Origin of the sequence: Butyrivibrio sp. FCS014 (assembly GCF_000526935.1) — a bacterium.
Taxonomy (GTDB): Bacteria; Bacillota; Clostridia; order Lachnospirales; family Lachnospiraceae; genus Butyrivibrio.
Map to the genome: position 1 here is coordinate 413,763 of NZ_JAHA01000003.1, position 20,230 is coordinate 433,992.

The 20,230-nt window shown below is 45.1% G+C and carries 14 protein-coding genes and 1 tRNA gene; all 15 read left to right on the plus strand.

The annotated features are described in order from the left end of the window. Positions 1–20 precede the first annotated feature (20 nt). The 15 genes from ilvB (at position 21) to T456_RS0102130 (ending at position 20,157) form a co-directional block, all read left to right on the plus strand. Positions 21–1,703: a biosynthetic-type acetolactate synthase large subunit gene (gene ilvB / locus T456_RS0102060; protein WP_024864694.1), complete on the plus strand. Its 1,683-nt coding sequence runs from the start codon at positions 21–23 to the stop codon at positions 1,701–1,703. Between the two features lie 20 nt (positions 1,704–1,723). Further along, positions 1,724–3,244 (plus strand): L,D-transpeptidase, encoded by a 1,521-nt coding sequence (locus tag T456_RS0102065; RefSeq protein WP_024864695.1) that lies wholly within the window; start codon positions 1,724–1,726, stop codon positions 3,242–3,244. A 185-nt stretch (positions 3,245–3,429) separates the two neighbouring features. Beyond that, on the plus strand, positions 3,430–4,509 hold the full coding sequence (serC, locus tag T456_RS0102070; RefSeq protein ID WP_024864696.1) for a 3-phosphoserine/phosphohydroxythreonine transaminase: 1,080 nt from the start codon (positions 3,430–3,432) through the stop codon (positions 4,507–4,509). A 3-nt stretch (positions 4,510–4,512) separates the two neighbouring features. Further along, positions 4,513–5,682: a phosphoglycerate dehydrogenase gene (locus T456_RS0102075; protein ID WP_024864697.1), complete on the plus strand. Its 1,170-nt coding sequence runs from the start codon at positions 4,513–4,515 to the stop codon at positions 5,680–5,682. 84 nt (positions 5,683–5,766) lie between these two features. Then, positions 5,767–7,017: a DUF1015 domain-containing protein gene (locus T456_RS0102080; protein ID WP_024864698.1), complete on the plus strand. Its 1,251-nt coding sequence runs from the start codon at positions 5,767–5,769 to the stop codon at positions 7,015–7,017. A gap of 36 nt (positions 7,018–7,053) precedes the next feature. After that, the gene (glgB, locus tag T456_RS0102085) at positions 7,054–9,615 is read left to right on the plus strand and encodes a 1,4-alpha-glucan branching protein GlgB (protein ID WP_024864699.1); all 2,562 of its coding nucleotides are present in this window, start codon (positions 7,054–7,056) and stop codon (positions 9,613–9,615) included. Positions 9,616–9,674: 59 nt separating this feature from the next. Beyond that, positions 9,675–9,747, plus strand: a tRNA-Thr gene (locus T456_RS0102090). Between the two features lie 116 nt (positions 9,748–9,863). After that, a complete protein-coding gene (locus T456_RS0102095; protein WP_024864700.1) occupies positions 9,864–10,388 on the plus strand; it encodes an adenine phosphoribosyltransferase in 525 nt (174 codons plus the stop codon). A 3-nt stretch (positions 10,389–10,391) separates the two neighbouring features. Beyond that, positions 10,392–12,674: a RelA/SpoT family protein gene (locus T456_RS0102100; protein WP_035801072.1), complete on the plus strand. Its 2,283-nt coding sequence runs from the start codon at positions 10,392–10,394 to the stop codon at positions 12,672–12,674. After that, positions 12,674–13,330, plus strand: coding sequence for an MBL fold metallo-hydrolase (locus T456_RS0102105; RefSeq protein ID WP_024864702.1), 657 nt, complete (start codon positions 12,674–12,676; stop codon positions 13,328–13,330). The genes T456_RS0102100 and T456_RS0102105 overlap by 1 nt, the downstream gene beginning before the upstream one ends. Before the next feature lie 4 nt (positions 13,331–13,334). Continuing rightward, positions 13,335–14,747 carry a coproporphyrinogen dehydrogenase HemZ gene (gene hemZ, locus T456_RS0102110; RefSeq protein ID WP_024864703.1) on the plus strand — a complete coding sequence of 471 codons (1,413 nt, stop codon included), beginning with the start codon at positions 13,335–13,337 and terminating at the stop codon, positions 14,745–14,747. Positions 14,748–14,991: 244 nt separating this feature from the next. After that, positions 14,992–16,113 (plus strand): DUF5692 family protein, encoded by a 1,122-nt coding sequence (locus tag T456_RS0102115; protein ID WP_024864704.1) that lies wholly within the window; start codon positions 14,992–14,994, stop codon positions 16,111–16,113. Further along, a complete protein-coding gene (gene hypB / locus T456_RS0102120; protein WP_024864705.1) occupies positions 16,113–16,781 on the plus strand; it encodes a hydrogenase nickel incorporation protein HypB in 669 nt (222 codons plus the stop codon). The genes T456_RS0102115 and hypB overlap by 1 nt, the downstream gene beginning before the upstream one ends. Positions 16,782–16,914: 133 nt before the next feature. Then, complete coding sequence (locus T456_RS0102125; protein ID WP_024864706.1) at positions 16,915–17,259, plus strand: hydrogenase maturation nickel metallochaperone HypA; 345 nt, start codon at positions 16,915–16,917, stop codon at positions 17,257–17,259. Positions 17,260–17,298: 39 nt separating this feature from the next. Continuing rightward, on the plus strand, positions 17,299–20,157 hold the full coding sequence (locus T456_RS0102130) for an FAD-dependent oxidoreductase (RefSeq protein ID WP_024864707.1): 2,859 nt from the start codon (positions 17,299–17,301) through the stop codon (positions 20,155–20,157). The last annotated feature ends 73 nt before the right edge of the window (positions 20,158–20,230 follow it).

Sequence of the window (20,230 nt, forward strand, 5' to 3'; positions counted from 1 at the left end):
TTGAATGAGGAGTGAATATTATGCAGCTTACAGGATCACAGATCGTACTTGAATGCCTTAAGGAACAGGGCGTTGATACCATATTCGGATATCCGGGAGGAACAATTCTGAATATCTATGACGAGCTCTACAAACAGCAGGACAACTTCCTGCACATTCTTACATCCCATGAGCAGGGCGCTGCCCATGCGGCTGACGGCTATGCAAGATCCACCGGCAAGGTCGGCGTTTGCTTTGCCACCAGCGGTCCCGGTTCCACCAACCTTGTAACCGGAATTGCTACAGCCTACATGGATTCCGTTCCCATGGTAGCCATCACCTGCAATGTAAATCTTCCTCTTTTGGGAAAAGACACATTCCAGGAGGTAGATATCGCAGGCATCACAATGCCCATTACAAAGCATGGATACATTGTTAAGGATGTAAAGGTTCTTGCGGATACCATCAGAAAGGCCTTCAAGATAGCCAGAACCGGTCGTCCCGGCCCTGTACTGGTGGATATTACTAAGGATGTTACGGCTAATTCATGCGATTACAGACCTGTACAGATCACAGAGGAGGAGCCTGCAAGGAAGTACACTGAAGAGGATATCAAGCAGGCGCTTAAGCTTATAAAGGCATCAAAGAGACCTTATATCTATGTGGGAGGCGGTGCGGTTATTTCCGGAGCTTCAAAGGAGCTTAGAAAGTTTGCAAAAACCATTGATGCCCCTGTCTGCGATACTCTTATGGGCAAAGGCGCATTTGATGCTTCCGACAAGCTTTATACAGGCATGATCGGTATGCACGGAACCAAGACCTCTAACTTCGGAGTCAGCGAGTGTGACCTTCTTATCACACTTGGAGCAAGATTCTCCGACAGAGTAACCGGAAATGCCAGAACCTTTGCTTCAAAGGCCAAGATTCTCCAGATCGATATCGATGCTGCAGAGATCAACAAGAACATCAGGACCAACCATGCCATTGTTGGTGATCTTAAGCAGGTTCTTTCAGTTCTCAACGAAAGACTGGAGAAGCAGGATCATTCAGAATGGCTTAAGAAGATTTTTGATTACAAGAAGAAATTCCCGCTTAGCTACGAGACCAAGAAGCTTACCTGCCCTTATATCATTGAGGAGCTGGATAAGCTCACAGACAGCGATGCCATAATTACCACTGATGTAGGTCAGCACCAGATGTGGGCTGCCCAGTATTATAAGTTCAAGAATCCAAGAACCTTCCTTACATCGGGAGGTCTTGGTACAATGGGCTACGGACTTGGAGCCTGCATAGGAGCCAAAGTTGGTAATCCCGACAAGGTATGCGTTAACGTTGCCGGAGACGGGTGCTTCCGTATGAACATGAATGAGCTGGCAACAGCTTCAAGATACAATCTCCCTATCATTGAGATCGTTATCAACAATCATGTTCTCGGAATGGTAAGACAGTGGCAGACTCTTTTCTATCAGCAGCATTATTCACAGACAGTATTCGAGGACAAGGTTGATTACTGCAAGGTTGCAGAAGGCCTTGGATGCATGGCTATCAAAGTCACCAAAAAGTCGGAAGTGGTTCCTGCCCTTAAAAAGGCTCTTGCAGCCAAGGGACCTGTACTTATAGACTGCATCATTGAAGAAGATGACAAGGTATTTCCTATGGTATCTCCCGGAGCTTCCATAAGCGAGGCTTTTGATGCTTCGGATCTTGCTGCAAAAAATAAGTAATTAAACGGAGTTGTTGGGGAATGAAAAAAGTATTGCGTGGAATATCCATTGGCTTTCTTGCCACCATAGCAATCCTGGCGATTATATATTGCCTCCTTGGTTTTTATTACCGGGGAGGCTTTCCCTGTTTTACCTGGATTAACGGCGTATACTGCACAGGGAAAAGTGTAAGCGAAGTAAACGAGGAGCTTATTGCAAAGGATCCCTATCAGGGAATCGCTGTTCTTGACAGGGGAGAAGCAAGGCTCTTTGTGAGCGCTTCGGATGTTGACTATTCAGTGGATTATACCGATGCCCTGAATCAGGTATTCTACAACAGAAGTCCCTTTGCCTGGGGGCTTTATGTCTTTGAAAATCTTTCCTATAACTACAAGCCTCAGGTTACGATGGACAAGAGCAAACTGTCCGGGATCATATCCAACTGGGAGATATTTTCGGTTCCTTCCGATGCCAAATGCAGTGTTAAGATGCAGACCGGAGAGGGATTTATTCTTGAAAATGCTCATATGCTAACGCCTGTTGAAGATCGTATATCAGACAGGGTCTACAGATCCATGATGCAAGGCGATGAGGTTGTGGATCTTGGAGAATTTGAGGAATGCTATGTTGAGACAACTCTTACCGCTTCGGAGCAGGAGAGGGTTTCATTGTATGAGAAACTTGATAAACTACAGGACTTTGACGTTACCTATGATTTTGCCGGAGAAACGGTAAGGCTTAGCCGCGCTGTTGCCAGCGGTTTCATTCTTACTCTCGGAGATTATGCAAAGGCTTCCGAAGAAGAGGTGAAGGCAGGCGGCGGCTCCGGTATGTTTATAGTCGGAGGAAAAGAAACTGAGCTTCCCGATGCGGACAGTATATATACTGTAGCTGATATCCTTACTGATGCAGAAGGAAATCCAATTATTTCCGAGAAGCGAATATATGACTTTCTGTCTGATGCGGCAGAGGGTCATGACACCGAATGGATGATGAAACGTTTCAAGAATGGCCTTTCAAATGAAGTCATACTTACTACCGGCAAGAAGGGAAACGGCAAGATCTATGACGTTGACGGCGAGTTTGAAAACGTTAAGAATGCACTGATCTCTTCGGGTACAGGCCTTAAGGGAACAAAATCTTTCCCTGTGATTGACGGGGTTCTTACCGTGGATGCATCGGAGAAACTTGGCAGTACTTTCATAGAAGTTGACATGAAAAATCAGATGCTTTACTACTATGTGGATGGAAAATTATCCATGGATATGCCTGTTGTAACAGGAAATATTAACAGGGGAAGAGGAACTCCTGCAGGTGTTTATAATGTTTATAATAAAAGATATCACACCTATTTACATGGAGTTGATTACGTTTCTTATGTAAATTATTGGCTAGGAGTTGAAAAAGGAGTTGGCATTCATGATGCCAACTGGAGGAAAAAATTCGGTGAAGAAATTTACAAATCAGATGGATCTCATGGGTGTATAAATTGTCCTATTGATTCGGTTTCAAAGCTTTGGGAAGTGGCCGAAGTTGGCACTCCTGTTATTATGTATTACTGATAAATACTGAGCTTACTAATAATTTAATCCGGCCTCGTGCCGGATTTTATTTTGCTTAAAATGCATCAAAAAATATTAAATAACATAGATTATGGAATCACGTTATTGACAAAAATAATTATACGAATAGAATAGAATTTATAATTCAAAATTCAAAAATTTAAATGTTCTAGGAGGAAAAGTAAGTGTCACGAGTTTATAATTTTTCAGCCGGACCCGCAGTGCTTCCTGAGGAAGTTTTGAAACAGGCTGCAGCAGAAATGCTGGATTACAATGGCTGCGGTATGTCTATCAACGAGATGAGCCACAGATCCAAGACCTTCGACAGCGTTATCCAGACTGCAGAGCAGGATATCAGAGATCTTATGAATATTCCTGACAATTACAAGGTCCTCTTTTTACAGGGCGGCGCAAGCCAGCAGTTCGCAGCTGTGCCTCTCAATCTTATGAAGAATAAAAAGGCCGGATATATCATCACAGGCCAGTGGGCCAAGAAGGCATATCAGGAAGCTCAGAAATACGGCGAGGCCGTTGAGCTTGCATCAAGTGCTGACAAGACCTTCTCATATATTCCCGATTGTTCTGATCTTGATATAGCCGATGATCTTGACTATGTATATATCTGCGAGAACAACACCATCTACGGAACCAAGTTCAAGACTCTTCCCAACACCAAGGGAAAGATCCTTGTATCTGATGTTTCTTCCTGCTTCCTTTCAGAGCCTGTAGATGTTACCAAGTACGGCGTTATCTACGGCGGAGTTCAGAAGAACGTAGGACCTGCAGGTCTTGTTATCAGCATCATCAGAGAAGACCTCATTACAGATGATGTTCCTTCCTACACACCTACAATGCTCAAGTGGAAGACCCAGGCAGACAACGGCTCTTTATACAACACTCCCAACTGCTGGAGCATCTATATGTGCGGCCTTGTTTTCAAGTGGCTTAAAGCCCAGGGCGGCCTCACGGAGATGAAGAAGAGAAATGAAGAGAAGGCTGCGATCCTTTACGATTATCTTGACCAGAGCAAGATGTTCAAGGGAACTGTAAGACCACAGGACCGCTCTCTTATGAATGTTCCTTTTGTTACAGATTCCGAGGAACTCAATGCCAAGTTCATAGCTGAGGCTACCAAGGCCGGCTTCGTAAGCCTTAAGGGCCACAGAACCGTGGGCGGCATGAGAGCAAGTATCTACAACGCAATGCCTATCGAGGGCGTTAAGAAACTGGTTGAGTTCATGGACAAGTTTGAAAAGGAGAATTGATAAATGTTCAAATATAAGTGCTTAAATCCCATTGCAAAGATCGGTCTCAACAATTTCAACGGCAACTTTCAGGCTGTAGACAATGTTGATGACGCTGAAGGAATCCTTGTAAGAAGTGCCAATATGCTTGAGATGGAGTTCTCCGAGAACCTTCTTGCCATCGCAAGAGCCGGTGCCGGTGTAAACAATATCCCTCTGGACAGATGTGCTCAGGAAGGAATCGTTGTATTCAATACTCCCGGTGCCAATGCCAACGGCGTTAAAGAGATGGTACTGGCTGCAATGCTCATCGCATCCCGTGACATCATCGGAGGAACAGAGTGGGTTAAGGCCAATGCAGGCGATCCCGAGATTGCAAAGCTCACTGAGAAATCCAAGAAGAAATTTGCCGGAACCGAGATCTTCGGCAAGAAGCTTGGTATCATCGGACTTGGCGCCATCGGCGTAAGAGTGGCAAATGCTGCAAGGCAGCTTGGTATGGAAGTATATGGATACGATCCTTACCTTTCAATTGATGCTGCATGGAGACTTTCTTCCGATGTTAAGCACGTTACAAATGTTGATGACATCTATTCAAAGTGCGATATTATCACAGTCCATGTTCCTGCTCTGGATTCAACCAAGGGAATGATCAACAAGGATGCCATCGCCAAGATGAAGAAGGGTGTTATCCTCATCAACCTTGCAAGGGATATTCTCTGCAATGAAGCTGATGTTCTTGCAGGTATCAATTCAGGCAAGATCAGAAAGTATGTTACCGATTTCCCGAATCCTGTTGTAGCCGGACATGACGGATGTATCGTTATCCCTCACCTTGGCGCTTCAACAGAGGAGTCAGAGGACAACTGCGCAGTAAAGGCTGTTCTTGAGCTCAAGGACTATCTTGAGAACGGAAACATCAATAACTCAGTGAATTTCCCCAACTGCGACATGAGTATCTGCACAAGACCCAGGGTTGCTATTTTCCATAAGAATGTAGCAAACATGATCTCCCAGTTCACATCCGTTCTGGGTGATGCAGGCCATAACATCTCAGATATGACCAATAAGTCAAAGGGCGATTATGCTTACACTCTTATCGACATCGAGGACGGCGTCACAGATGCCATCGTCAAGAAGCTTTCCAAGGTTGACGGTGTTATCCGTGTCAGAGTTGTAAGAAAAGACCTTTAATATCTTTATAATAATAGTAGAATAAGTAGGAGAGGTCCCGGGGCTTTCGGGATCTCTCCTAAAATTATGAAGGGGGAAACACAAATGGCAGATATAAGGCCTTTTAAAGCATATAGACCCGCAAAGGGCAAAGAAGAGTTGATCGCCTCCCTGCCCTATGACGTTTTTAACAGGAAGGAAGCGGCAGAAGCTGTAAAAAAGAATCCGGATTCATTTCTTTCCATCGACAGGCCGGAGACTTTTTTCCCTGAAGATCAGGACATGTACGCTCCCGAAGTTTACGCCAAAGCCGGAGAGGTTTTGTGGGAAAGAATAGAGAAAAAAGACTTCATCCGGGATGAAGAAAACTGCTATTACATCTACGAGCAGACCATGGACGGTCGCGTTCAGACAGGAATTGTGGCTCTCTCATCCATTGATGACTATCTTAACAACGTGATCAAAAAGCACGAGAACACAAGAGAGGACAAGGAGAAGGACAGGATCGAGCATGTGTACAACTGCAAAGCTCAGACCGGCCCTATTTTCCTGTGCTACAGAGAAAATGACATCATAAGCCAGATCGTTGACCGGGTAAAAGAGATGGATACACCCGTTTACGATTTTGTATCCGAGGATGGTGTCAGGAGCCGTGTCTGGGTCATGGAGGATGAAGAAGAGAACAACATGATCAGCAGGTCTTTTGCCGGGATAAATGAAATATACATTGCCGATGGGCACCACAGATGCGCTTCTGCGGTGAAGGTTGGCCTTCGGAAAAGAAAAGAGGATGAAGGAAAGGTTCGCGGCAAGCAGGAATATGACTACTTTTTGTCGGTTCTTTTCCCTGATTCACAGCTTATGATCATGGATTACAACCGCCTTGTTAAGGATCTAAACGGGATGACTGCCGGTGAGTTTCTTGATAAATTGTCCGAAAAGTTCGACATTAAAAATGAGGATGCGGCTGTAAAGCCTGCTGCCAAGGGAGAGTTCGGGCTTTTCCTCGAGAAAAAGTGGTACAGGCTTAAGGCTCATGAGGATATCATGAAGGATGATCCCGTTGAGGGACTTGATGTATCTATACTTCAGAATGAGGTCCTTTCTCCCATGCTTGGAATAGGAGATCCAAGAAGCGATAAGAGGATCGATTTTGTTGGTGGAATAAGAGGGCTTGGAGAGCTTGAAAAACGCTGCAATGAGGACATGGAGATAGCTTTTTCCATGTATCCCACATCCATAGGTGAGCTCTTTGCGGTTGCCGATGCCGGAAAACTCATGCCTCCGAAATCCACCTGGTTTGAACCAAAACTACTCAGCGGGTTATTTATACACCCTATTTGTGGTAAACTGTAAGAGATATCTGACTAATATTATCAAGGGAGGATCCCAATGAATAATAAGCTTTACAAAATGATGAACTGGCCGGAGATAGAAGAGATTATCTATTCTGACGGTGACAATCCCCACAGAATCTTAGGAGCCCACAAGGTTGGATCAAGCTGTCTTATCCAGGCTTTTTACCCTGATGCAGCTAACATGAAGGTATATATAGAAAACTCCAAGAAGAGCTATGATATGGAACTTGCCGATGAGGCAGGATTCTATGCTGTTATCGTTCCTTATGTGGACAAGCTCAAGTACCACTTTGTTATAACCGATGCCGACGGCAATGAGAAAAAGGTCGATGATCCCTATGCTTTCGGACCTCTTATGGACAGAGAGGATTTCATAAAACTGGGCAGCGGCATTCATTTTCATATCTATGAGAAACTTGGCGCGCACCCTATGACCAGAGGCGGCATAAAGGGAACCAATTTTGCGGTATGGGCACCCTCTGCTGCAAGAGTCAGCGTTATAGGCGATTTTAACGGATGGGACGGAAGAATCTGTCAGATGCACAGGCTTGACCCCATCGGCGTTTTCGAAATATTTATTCCCGGTGCTTTGGAGGGAGATGGATATCAGTTTGAGATAAAGACAAGAAGCGGACTGCTCTTTAAGCGTCCTGACCCTTACGCAACATCATCAAGGGGTGAGAACGGTATGATCTCCGTTATCGATAAGGTGGATTCCATCAAGTGGACTGATGAAAAGTGGCTGGGAGAGAGGGCCAAATTCGATAAGGATGAAGCACCCCTTTCTATCTGCGAGATTTCACTGGAGTCCTTTGCCGGAAGACATGACGGCAAGAGCACCATGGAGGAGATAACGGCCGATGTTCTTGAGTATGTTAAGAATCACGGCTTTGACACCATTGATCTTATGCCTTTGATGAAGCATCTCCCCGGACACTTCTTCCATACACTCAATTACTTTGCTCTTGATGATGTCTGCGGCGGCAGAACGGGACTTATGCATTTCGTCAATACCATGCACGAGAACAATATCAGGGTCATCCTTGACTGGGTTCCTACTTTCTTCCCTAAGTCCTCATGCGGCCTTAGCGACTTTGATGGAAAGCCCTTGTATGAATATGCCGATCCCAGAATCGGTATTCATCCAAGATCCGGCGATCTTATCTTTGATTACGGAAGAAAAGAAGTTACCAATTACCTGATTTCCTGTGCACTTTACTGGATAGAGACCTTCCATCTGGACGGTATCAGAACATCGGATATATCAAGGATCCTTTATCTTGATTACGACAGAAAGCCCGGAGAGTGGCTTCCGAACATTTACGGAGGTAATGAAAACCTTGAGGCTCTTGAGTTCCTTAAGCAGTTTACCTCTGTTCTTCACAAGAATACTCCCGGTGTACTTCTTGTTACAAAGGAAACAGCCTGCTGGCCTCATGTTACCGATGATACCGAGGATGGCGGACTCGGCTTTGATTACAAGTGGAACAACGGATGGTCCAGAGACTTCCTTAACTATATGGAAAATGACCCTCTTTTCAGGTCCGGCCATCACGACGAGGTTACATTCAGCCTTATTTACAGCTATACCGAGAGATTTATTCTGGCCTTCACCCATGAGGACTTCGAAAAAGGCCTTGAGGGACTCTATTATCTGATGCCCGGTGATTCCGCACAGAAGATGGCAAACCTTCGCCTGGCCATTGGATTTATGATGGTACATCCCGGAAGAAAGCACCTTTACATGGATCCCGATGCACTTACCGTAGATCAGTCAGTATTTGTTGAGAACATGATAAAGAATCTCAATGACCTCTACTTCAAAAAGCCGGCGCTTCACATGTTTGATAACAATGAAGGTGGTTTTGAATGGATCAATGTCCTTCCTTCAGATGATTGCATGCTTTCATTCGTGCGCAAGACCGACAATGAGAAGGACATGCTTCTGGTCGTTGCCAATATGGCCGGCGTTGAGAGAGACTTAGAGATAGGTGTTCCCGCTGACGGAAGATATAATGAAGTATTTAACTCCGATCATATCAGCTACGGCGGAACCGGCATTCTCAATGAAGGCAGAATGGAAGCCAGAAGAAAAGAGGTTGACGGAAGAGACTACTCAATTGCCATCAAGATGGCTCCCGTTTCACTGGCAATCTTTAGCTATACCCCTTATACTGAGCAGGAGAAGAAGATCCGTGCCATCAAAGAAGAGGAAGAGCTGAAGAAAGAGCAGGAGAGACAGGAGAAGCTTGAAGCTCTTAAGCAGAAACAGTCTGAGGAGGAGGAAAGACTTCTCAAGGAACTGAAGCTTAAATATGAGAATGAGCTCATGGAGCAGGAAAAGGCTATCGAGGAGAAATATGCCAAGATAGAGGAGGAGAGGATATTCAGCATTGTCTCTGAGGAGGCGATAAAGAGTATCGCAAGGAACAGCAATCCTGCTGCAAAGGCTCCTGCAGCGCCTTCCGGAAAGACTGCGGCTAAGAAGGCTCCTGCCAAGAAAGAGGCAGAAAAGGCTCCTGCAAAAAAGAAAACGGCAACAGCTAAAACAGCCTCAAAGCCTGCTGCAAAGAAGACAACACCTAAGAAAAAATAAATAAATTTCATGTTGTAAATTAAAAAAGGGCACATTATAATAGGTCATGTGCCCTTTATGCTGGAATAGCGCAGTCGGTAGCGCAACTGATTCGTAATCAGTAGGTCGAGGGTTCAAGTCCCTTTTCCAGCTCGATTTTTTTGAAAGAGATGCTTTTATACGGCATCTCTTTTGTGTTATAATAAAATGTCAAAGTATTTGTTATAGCGCTAAGGTCTGAAAATCGGACAGCGCAGAGAGGAATTAGTATGAAAGAACTACAAGATTACGTGAGAACCATTCCTGATTTCCCGGAACCCGGCATTATGTTCAGGGATATTACGTCAGTGCTTCAGGATCCCGATGGATTCAAGCTTGCAATTGACAAGATGCAGGACCTTATCAAGGATCTCGATTTTGATGTGGTACTCGGAGCTGAGTCCAGAGGATTCATTTTCAGTGCACCCATCGCATACAACAGAGGAAAGGCACTTGTTCCTGTCCGTAAGAAGGGTAAACTCCCCTGCGAGACAGTAGAAGTATCCTATGACCTTGAATATGGTCAGGCTACACTTGAGCTTCACAAGGATTCCATTAAACCCGGACAGAAGGTACTTCTTGTAGATGACCTTATGGCTACAGGCGGAACCATTGAGGCTATGATCAAGCTTGTAGAGATGCTTGGCGGAGAAGTTGCAGGTATCCTCGTTCTCATGGAGCTTAAAGGTCTTAAGGGACGTGAGAGACTAAGTAAATACAGATTAGACGCGGCACTTAGTTATGAAGGTAAATAATTGATGGCACAGAACTTCGATGACGGAAAAATTGAAGCCATCGAGGAGTTTCAGTCTCCTGATAAGCTATACAACGGTCTTATTCAGAGAGTGAGAAAATATCACCCTTCCGATGATATCACTCTTATAGAGAAGGCTTACAATCAGGCTTATGAAGCTCACGAGGGGCAGACGCGAAAATCAGGTGAACCTTATATCATTCACCCTCTTTGCGTGTCAATAATCCTTGCTGATTTGGAAATGGACAAAGAGACCATTGCAGCAGGGCTTCTTCATGATGTCGTTGAAGACACCATCTGTACCAAAGAAGAGATTGAAAAGTGGTTCGGTGCAGACGTAGCCCTTCTGGTTGACGGTGTTACCAAATTGACGGCACTGCAGCTTACCACGGACAACACCAATAAAACCCAGGAACAGATCGACATGCAGGCTGCAAACCTGCGTAAGATGTTCCTTGCAATGGCCAAGGATATAAGGGTAATCCTTATCAAACTGGCCGACAGACTTCACAATATGAGAACCCTTGGGCATATGCCTCCTGAGAAACAACAGAGGATAGCCCAGGAAACCCTTGATATTTACTCACCCATTGCAGGCAGGCTCGGTATCAGCAGGATCAAGGTAGAACTTGACGATCTTTCCCTTAAATATCTTAAACCCGATGTTTACAGGGATCTGGCTGAGAAGGTTGCCGTAAGAAAGAGCGAGAGAGAACGCTATGTTGAGGAGATCTGCGAGAATGTTCGGAAGAACATAGAGGCCGCAGGAATTAAGGGAGAAGTAAACGGTAGGGTTAAGCACTTCTTCAGTATTTATAAGAAGATGCGTAACCAGAACAAGACGCTGGATCAGATCTACGATCTTTTTGCCATAAGGATCATTGTATCAACAGTCAAGGACTGCTATGCAGCGCTTGGTGTTATCCATGAACTCTATAAACCCATACCGGGAAGGTTCAAGGATTATATCGCAATGCCCAAGCCAAACATGTATCAGTCTTTGCATACCACTCTTATCGGTCAGACGGGCCAGCCCTTCGAAATCCAGATAAGAACTTATGATATGCACAGAGCTGCTGAATACGGTATCGCAGCTCACTGGAAATACAAAGAGGCTTCAGACGGCAAGAAGGCAGAAAACGGTGAAGAGGAGAAGCTCATCTGGCTTCGTCAGATCCTCGAATGGCAACAGGATCTGTCTGACAACCAGGAATTCATGAGTCTTCTTAAGAGTGATCTCAATCTCTTTTCCGAGGATGTATATTGCTTTACTCCCACGGGTGAAGTTAAGAATCTTCCTGCAGGCTCGACACCTATTGATTTTGCTTACAGCATTCACAGTGCTGTAGGTAACAAGATGATTGGCGCCAAGGTCAACGGCAAACTGGTTCCCATCGATTACAAGATCCAGAACGGTGACAGAATTGAGGTTGTGACCAGCCAGAATTCCAAGGGTCCCAGCCGTGACTGGCTCTCTATAGCAAGATCCACATCAACCAAGAACAAGATCAATCAGTGGTTCAGACATGAGCTCAAGGAAGAGAATATTACCAAGGGCAAGGAACTACTTATAGAGTATTGCAAGAGTAAGGGACTTGATTATTTTGCCATAGCCAAGCCGGAATTCCAGAATCTCGTCACCAAGAAGTACGGATTCCGGGAATGGGATGCCGTATTGGCGGCAGTTGGACACGGCGGACTTAAAGAAGGCCAGATAATCAATAAGATACTGGAACTCTCTGACAAGGATCACAAGCGCAACATTACTGATGAAGAGGTTCTTGCAGCTGTTGCGGAATCCAATGTTACCCCTCAGGTTTCAGGCTCGGATAATGCCATTATCGTAAAGGGAGTGCACGACGTTGCAGTAAGATTCTCCAAGTGCTGCAACCCGGTTCCCGGTGATGATATCTGCGGCTTTGTTACTAGGGGCAGAGGTGTATCCATACACAGAAGAGACTGCATCAACGTTATCAAGATGCAGGAGGAAGACAGAACAAGGCTTATTGAGGCAAGATGGCAGAGCGATTCTGCCCAGGGCGGCGGTAAATATGCTGCAACCATCAAAATCTTCGCCAACAACAGAAGCGGCCTTCTGGCTGATGTTTCAAGAGCCCTTACCGAGAAGGATATCGATATCATTTCCATGAACACAAGGACCAGCAAACAGGGACTTGCCACCATGGAGACTTCCTTCCAGGTTTCATCAAGAGACCAGCTTAGGGACATCGTTGATAAGATCAGACAGATCGACAGCGTAATAGATATTGAGAGGACGACAGGTTAATGGGAGATTCCACTATCAAAGTCGGCATGTTCACACTGGGCATGGTAGCTACAAATTGCTACTTTGTCTTTGATGAGAGCGCCACTGATGAAGAGGGCAGGTTTCACGCTGCCTTTTTTGACCCTGCAGATAAGGGAGAGAGGATATACGAGGCTCTTTCTGAGAAGAATATAGTGGTTGATAAGATCCTTCTGACCCACGGGCATTTTGACCATATAGGCGGCGTTGAGGCGCTTAAGAAACTCTCCGGAGCAAAGGTTGGCTGCTATGAGAAGGAGCAGGCTCTTTGCAATGATCCATATCTTAATCTTTCCAACGACTACGGCTGGCACTGGAAAGTGGTTCCCGATGAAACATACAGGGACGGCGAAGTTGTGACTGTTGCCGGAATTGACTTTAAGGTTCTTGCTACTCCCGGCCATACCTCTGGAGGCTGCTGCTATTATATCGAAAAAGCCGGTATACTCATCAGTGGTGATACACTGTTTGAGGAATCTGTCGGAAGAACCGATTTCCCTACAAGTTCCACAAGGGAACTGGTGAATTCCGTCAAAGAAAAACTATTTGTTCTTCCCGATGATACGATCGTTTATCCCGGACACGGAGAACTTACAACCATAGGACACGAAAAGGAATACAATCCTTTTATCATGTAATCATATGCAGATAATCTATATTAAAGAAGATAAGTATCAATATGACATCCATTCCCTTTTTAAGGCCTTTTATCCTCAGGATGAAGTAAGAGTCCTTATAGGGGAGCAGGGTGACAACCCGGATAAAGAGAAGGATATTTCAGCACAGGATGAAATATCCTTTATTGATGTAAACAAATCCAAGAACGACCTGAAAAAAGACATATACAGGATGCTGTCTGAAAAAACCGGAAAAGTTCTGCCCTGGGGAGACTTAACAGGCATTCGTCCCACCAGAATTGCCATGAATCTTATAGATGAGGGCATGAGCGATGATAAGATCGCGGCATATATGAAGGATACATATCTGGTCAGCGACGAAAAGACTGCCCTTGCCATAGACATCGCCCGCCGTGAAAAGGAGATCATTAAGGACATCGACTATGAGAACGGCTACAGTCTGTATCTGGGTATTCCTTTTTGCCCCACCACCTGTCTTTACTGTTCCTTCACATCTTATCCCATAGTATCTTTCAGGCATCTTGTGGACGATTATATTTCCTGCCTTGAAAAAGAGATTGATTATGTGGCGCAGGCCTTTGCGGGAAAGACTCTTGATACCGTATATATCGGCGGAGGAACACCTACAACCCTTGAACCTGATCAGATAAGGCGCCTTATCGGATATATGAAGGACAAGCTTGATATGTCCAGAGTAAAAGAGTTTACTGTTGAGTCCGGAAGACCTGATTCAATCACAAGGGAAAAGCTTAAGGCAATGAAAGAGATGGGGGTTACCAGAATATCCGTAAATCCTCAGACCATGAGTGATGAGACCCTTAGGATAATAGGAAGACAGCACACGGTAGCTCAGCTTATTGACGCCTTTAAAATGGCCAGGGAAGAGGGCTTTGACAATATCAACATGGATATAATCCTGGGGCTTCCCGGAGAAGGCTCAGAGGACGTTCAGCATACCATTGATGAGATAAAAAAGCTTTTGCCGGATGATCTTACGGTTCATTCCCTTGCAATCAAGAGAGGATCAAGGCTCTTTGAGGCCATAAGAGAACGGGAGCTTAAGGGCGAACTTAAAGTCACAATGCTCGAATCCATGAACAATACAGAAGAGATGATGGAGATAGCCCAAAGGGGAGCAAAAGAAATGGGGCTTGAGCCATATTATCTCTACAGGCAGAAGAACATCAGCGGTAATTTCGAAAACACCGGCTACGCAAGACCGGGAAAAGCAGGTATCTATAACATCCTTATAAATGAAGAGGTTCAGTCTATTGTAGCACTGGGTGCAGGAACCGTAACAAAGAGAGTCTATAATGAAGGCGGAAGGATAGAGCGCTGCGACAATGTCAAGGATGTGAAGCTCTATATGGACAATATAGAGGAGATGATCGAAAGGAAGAGAAAGCTGTTTCTCTAAAAGACATAATTTTCACAAAAAATATATTGTCATTTTCCCCGGACTGGATTATATTATTAAGGCGTTTGCTTTTGAGAGTGGCAAATAAATTTTTTACATAAGGAAACTGATTTTTTATGATTGGTGCCCCGTTTTTACCAAATGTTTATTAAGCAATATTGCGCAACATTGTGCAATATGCTATAATAAAGAATAATATACGGTATTGCGCACAAAAATAAAGTGATACCAAAGGAGGTTTATTATGTTATTCCAACTTTACAGTGATCACGCATCAATGCAGTTGATCGGCTGGGTACTGGTGTTTGTGGGACTCATTCTCATGAATGAGATCGGTCGTCGGACCAAGGCAGGCGGAATGCTTGTATTCGTAGTAATCCCTTGCATCCTCACAGTTTATTTCATTCTTGCTCATGTTGGCATGTTCGGTGGCAAAGCTAATCCTACCGTTGCTTTCATGGACGGATGGTTCCATTATTTCAAACTTTATGCTGCTGATATCGGCTGCGTAGGCTTCATGATGATCAAGTATAAATGGGGCATCGGCAAAGAGAAATGGTTCAAGTGGTTCCCCTGGTTCATCGTTGCAGCTAACATCATGATCGCTAACGTTTCCGATATGGAGTCAGCTCTTGCAGCTTTCTCAATCACAGGAAACCTTTCAGGTGCATGGTGGGCATCCAATGAGGGTGTATTCATCTATGGTGGATGGTGGAACGTTGTTAACGCTCTTGCAGGACTTATCAATATCTTCTGCATGACAGGATGTATCCATCTTTACACATCAAAGGACAAGAACCACGCAGATATGCTTTGGCCTGATATGACCATCTGGTTCATCCTTGCATACGATGTATGGAACTTCGAGTACACATACCTCAACCTTCCTACACATTCATGGTACTGCGGTGTTGCACTTCTTCTTGCTCCTACATTTGCTAACGCATTCTGGAACAAGGGTGCATGGATCCAGAACCGTGCTAACACACTTGCAATCTGGTGCATGTGGGCACAGGTTGTTCCTGCATTCCAGCTTAGCTCAAGATTTGCAGCAGCTCTTCCTTCAGTTTACGGCGGAGCAACAGCTAACGGAATCACAACAATGGATCTTTACGCAAAGGCTATCGAGCTTTACAACTCAGGTGCAGGCAAGACTGCTCAGGCAGGACAGATCATCGAGAGCATGGGCATCACAGCTAATCCTACAGCTCAGGGTGTAGTTGCTATACTTGCTATCGCAATCAATGTAGTATGCATGACTGAGATCATCAAGAGATCAATTAAGCTTGGCAAGAACCCTTATGCAAACGAAGTATTCGTTGGAACAAAGGATTTCGATCTTGCTATGGAGCGTGCTGAGGCATAATGGATAACATTAGAGTAATAGAAGTTAAGAGAAGCATATTTGAGAGCAACGACAGGGATGCAGACAAGCTCAGACAGGAGCTTAAGGATTCTAAGACTTTTCTTTTGAATCTTATGTCATCACCCGGGTCAGGCAAGACCACAACCCTTACAAGAACCATTGAGGCTCTTAAGGACAAGTACCGTATAGGCGTTATGGAAGCTGATATTGATTCCGATGTTGATGCTAAGACTATTGCAGAGACAGGAGTTAAAGCCATTCAGCTTCATACCGGCGGAATGTGTCATCTTGATGCGGATATGACAAGACAGGGCATCAGAGAGCTTGGTGTTGAGGATGTGGACTTTGCCATACTTGAGAATGTGGGAAATCTTGTTTGTCCTGCTGAGTTTGATACCGGCAGTACCAAGAACGCCATGATACTCTCGGTTCCCGAGGGGCATGACAAACCCCTTAAGTATCCGCTCATGTTCTCCATCTGCGATGTGGTCCTTATCAACAAGATAGATGTTATTCCTTACTTTGACTTTGATATGGATAAGTGCAGGGAATACATCCTTTCCCGTAACCCCAAGGCAAAGATAATTCCTATCTGCGCCAAGACCGGTGAAGGAATAGAGGAATGGGCTGCCTGGCTTTCAGAGAACATAGAGGAAGCTCTTAAGTAAATCAGTACAGGCTTGAGAATGGAGATGCCGTGCGATAAACAAGGGGAAGTTTATCTTTGTCCTTCTGATATCGCGCGGCATTTTTGCAGAAGACTTATAAAACCCGGAAATTTTTAGATAATAAGGTAATAATATGCACGAACTTGGAGTTGTTTTCCACGTTATTGACGATCTGACAGAACTTGGAAAAGAAAACGAACTTACGAAAATTCACTCGGTAACCTTGCAGCTTGGAGAAGTGTCGGGGGTGGTTCCGTCTCTTTTGACCGACGCATGGAAATGGGCGGCTGACAGAACAGAACTTATGAAGGGGGCTGAACTTATCATTGAGACCCTTCCTGCTGTGACCTTCTGCGAGGACTGCAAGAGCGAGTATGAAACGGTGACATACGGCAAGATATGTCCCAAATGTGGAAGCGGACATACATATCTCGTTAAGGGAAATGAGTTTTTGATAAAAGAAATAGCGGCCACATAATAAAGATTTTTGTCAAAAAAGAGAAAGGGTAAGGAGATTATGGACAAAAGCCAATTTGACATGAAGGATCTGATGACTCCCTATTCATTGGATCCCAATCGTAACAAGAAAGACCCCAGAGCAGGCATCATCCCTGATACAGTTGATTTGAATGCTCCTTTCAGAGAGCCCCTGGCTAAGCTTGCCAAGGTTATCACAGACAGAAAAGAGATCAAACTCGGACTTCAGAAGATCACCAAGGAGAGCCCTGAGTACTGGGGAATCTATCACCTTGTAACAGATGAGCAGTGCGAGATCGGGCTTAAGCTTGAGAAGCGTAAACCCAAGACTTTTGAGCAGATCAAGGCACTTTGCCCTGAGTATACAGCTGAGGAGCTTCAGAAGCAGCTTGATGAGATGGCCTACAACGGCATCATCGAGTGGAATTATGAGAATGAGAAGCATGAGAAGCAGTATGTACTTCCCATGTTCGTTCCCGGATCTGCCGAGTTCTCAAACATGAACGGCAAGGTTCTTGCAGCACATCCTGAGGGAGGCGCATTCTTTGAGAGAATGACACGTATTCCTCTTGAGGGACTGACACATATGGTACCAATGGGTGGTTCCGGTGTCGGAATGCACGTAATCCCTGTAGAGAAGGCTATCGAGATGGAGAATACAGCCATCGGTATCGAGAAGATCTCATACTGGCTGGATTACTATGAGGGCAAATATGCAGCATCTCCCTGCTCCTGCAGAAGATCAAGAAAGACCTTCGATCAGGGCTGTGCAGATGATCCTGAGGGCTGGTGCATCGCTGTGGGCGATATGGCTGATTACGTTGTTGAGACCCAGAAGGATGGCCGTTACATCACCAAGGAAGAAGCTCTTGCTATCTTCAAGCAGGCTGAGGATAACGGATTTGTTCATCAGATCACTAACATCGACGGAGACAAGAAGATATTCGCTATTTGTAACTGTAACGTAAACGTATGTTACGCTCTTCGTACATCTCAGCTTTTCAATACACCTAATATGTCACGTTCATCCTATGTTGCACATGTTGACAAGGATAACTGCGTAGCCTGCGGACGATGCGTTGAGGTTTGTCCTGCCGGTGCAGCTACACTTGGACAGAAGCTCTGCAAGAAGGACGGAAGCGAGGTTGTTTATCCTAAGATGCCTCTTCCCACAGAGCAGAAGTGGTCAACAGATATGTGGACCGAGGATTACCGTGATATAAATCGTATAAACACTCACAAGACAGGAACATCTCCTTGTAAGACAGCCTGCCCTGCACACCTTCCTGTTCAGGGATATATCAAGATGGCTTCTCAAGGCAGATATGACGAGGCTCTTGCTCTTATCAAGAAGTATAATCCTCTTCCTGCTGTATGCGGACATGTATGTAACAGACGCTGTGAGGATGCTTGTACAAGAGGCACAATCGATCAGGCTCTTGCCATCGATGAGATCAAGAAATTCGTAGCTATGCGCGATCTTAATGCGGATACACGTTATATCCCCAAGAAGGTTATTCCTAAGATCGGTGCAGGCTTTGATGAGAAGGTAGCTATTATCGGTGCAGGCCCTGCAGGTATTTCCTGTGCTTACTATCTGGCACTTAAGGGCTACAAGCCTACATTGTTCGACAAGAACAAGAAGCCCGGCGGAATGGTTACCTACGGTATTCCTTCCTTCGTAATGGAGAAGAACATTATCGAGGCTGAAGTAGATGTTCTTCGCGAACTTGGTGTAGACATCCGCCTCGGAGTTGAAGTTGGTAAGGATATCACTCTTAAACAGCTTCGTGAAGAGGGTTATAAGGCATTCTACATCGCTATCGGCTGCCAGGGCGGCAGAGGCGTAAATGTTCCCGGAGAGGACGCTGAGGGCGTTATCAAGGGCGTAGATATCCTTCATGCTGTTATTGATGATGAGAGCTACAAGCTTTCAGGAGATACAGTAGTTATCGGTGGCGGTAACGTAGCTATCGATGTAAGCCGTACAGCTATCCGCTGCGGTTCACCCAAGATCACACAGGTTTCTCTTGAGACTCGTGATATCATGCCTGCTCTTCCTGAGGAGATTGAGATCGCTGAGTCCGAAGGAATCGAGTTCAAGGGCGGCTGGGGACCTAAAGAGATCCTCACAGAGAACGGCAAGGTTAAGGGAATCGTATTCAAGAAGTGCACACAGGTCAAGAATGCAGAAGGCAAGTTTGATCCCAAGTACGATGAGAACGAGACCATGGAGATTGCCTGCAGCAATGTAATCCTTTCAGTTGGTCAGGCCACAATCTGGGGCGACCTTCTTAAGGATGAGAATGTAGAGTTCAGAGGACCCGCTCCTGTAGCTGACAGCGTTACATTCCAGACTACAGTTAAGGACATTTTCGTTGGCGGAGATATGTTCTACGGTCCCAGATTTGCCATTGATGCTATTGCCTGCGGTAGAGAGGGCGCTGAATCTATCCACAGATTTGTACAGCCTCACTCATCACTTACCATCGGTCGTGATCCTAACTTCTTCATCGAGCTTGATAAGGATGACATTCTTATCAGAGATTACGATCATGTTGGACGTCAGGTTCCTGCTGACGGAAAGAGCGCAGACGGCAAGCTTACATTCCGTGATACCAAGCAGCTTCTTACAGAAGAGCAGATCAAGAAAGAGACATCCCGCTGCCTTGGCTGCGGTGCCTCAATCGTTGATCCCAATAAGTGTGTAGGCTGCGGACTTTGCACAACTCGCTGCGAATTCGATGCCATCAAGCTTACAAGGGATAACCCTGATTGCTCAACCATGAGAAAGGCTGAGGATAAGCTCAAATTTATCCTTCCTAACGGCGCTAAGCAGGCTCTTGCAAGACCTTTCGTAAAGAAGACTCCTAAAGAGACGGCATGGCTTAAGAAATAATTTAATAAGCAATAAGTCTAACAAGATTAAGTCAAGTGTTCGATAGAACACTTGACTTAATCTTTAAAAATGT

What these genes read in the sequence shown, in the direction of transcription:
- hemZ (WP_024864703.1), top strand. Translation starts at nt 13,335, where the DNA reads ATGCAGATAATCTATATTAAAGAAGATAAGTATCAATATGACATCCAT.
- T456_RS0102130 (WP_024864707.1), top strand. Translation starts at nt 17,299, where the DNA reads ATGGACAAAAGCCAATTTGACATGAAGGATCTGATGACTCCCTATTCA.
- ilvB (WP_024864694.1), top strand. Translation starts at nt 21, where the DNA reads ATGCAGCTTACAGGATCACAGATCGTACTTGAATGCCTTAAGGAACAG.
- T456_RS0102065 (WP_024864695.1), top strand. Translation starts at nt 1,724, where the DNA reads ATGAAAAAAGTATTGCGTGGAATATCCATTGGCTTTCTTGCCACCATA.
- T456_RS0102095 (WP_024864700.1), top strand. Translation starts at nt 9,864, where the DNA reads ATGAAAGAACTACAAGATTACGTGAGAACCATTCCTGATTTCCCGGAA.
- T456_RS0102080 (WP_024864698.1), top strand. Translation starts at nt 5,767, where the DNA reads ATGGCAGATATAAGGCCTTTTAAAGCATATAGACCCGCAAAGGGCAAA.
- glgB (WP_024864699.1), top strand. Translation starts at nt 7,054, where the DNA reads ATGAATAATAAGCTTTACAAAATGATGAACTGGCCGGAGATAGAAGAG.
- T456_RS0102125 (WP_024864706.1), top strand. Translation starts at nt 16,915, where the DNA reads ATGCACGAACTTGGAGTTGTTTTCCACGTTATTGACGATCTGACAGAA.
- T456_RS0102100 (WP_035801072.1), top strand. Translation starts at nt 10,392, where the DNA reads ATGGCACAGAACTTCGATGACGGAAAAATTGAAGCCATCGAGGAGTTT.
- T456_RS0102115 (WP_024864704.1), top strand. Translation starts at nt 14,992, where the DNA reads ATGTTATTCCAACTTTACAGTGATCACGCATCAATGCAGTTGATCGGC.
- hypB (WP_024864705.1), top strand. Translation starts at nt 16,113, where the DNA reads ATGGATAACATTAGAGTAATAGAAGTTAAGAGAAGCATATTTGAGAGC.
- T456_RS0102075 (WP_024864697.1), top strand. Translation starts at nt 4,513, where the DNA reads ATGTTCAAATATAAGTGCTTAAATCCCATTGCAAAGATCGGTCTCAAC.
- T456_RS0102105 (WP_024864702.1), top strand. Translation starts at nt 12,674, where the DNA reads ATGGGAGATTCCACTATCAAAGTCGGCATGTTCACACTGGGCATGGTA.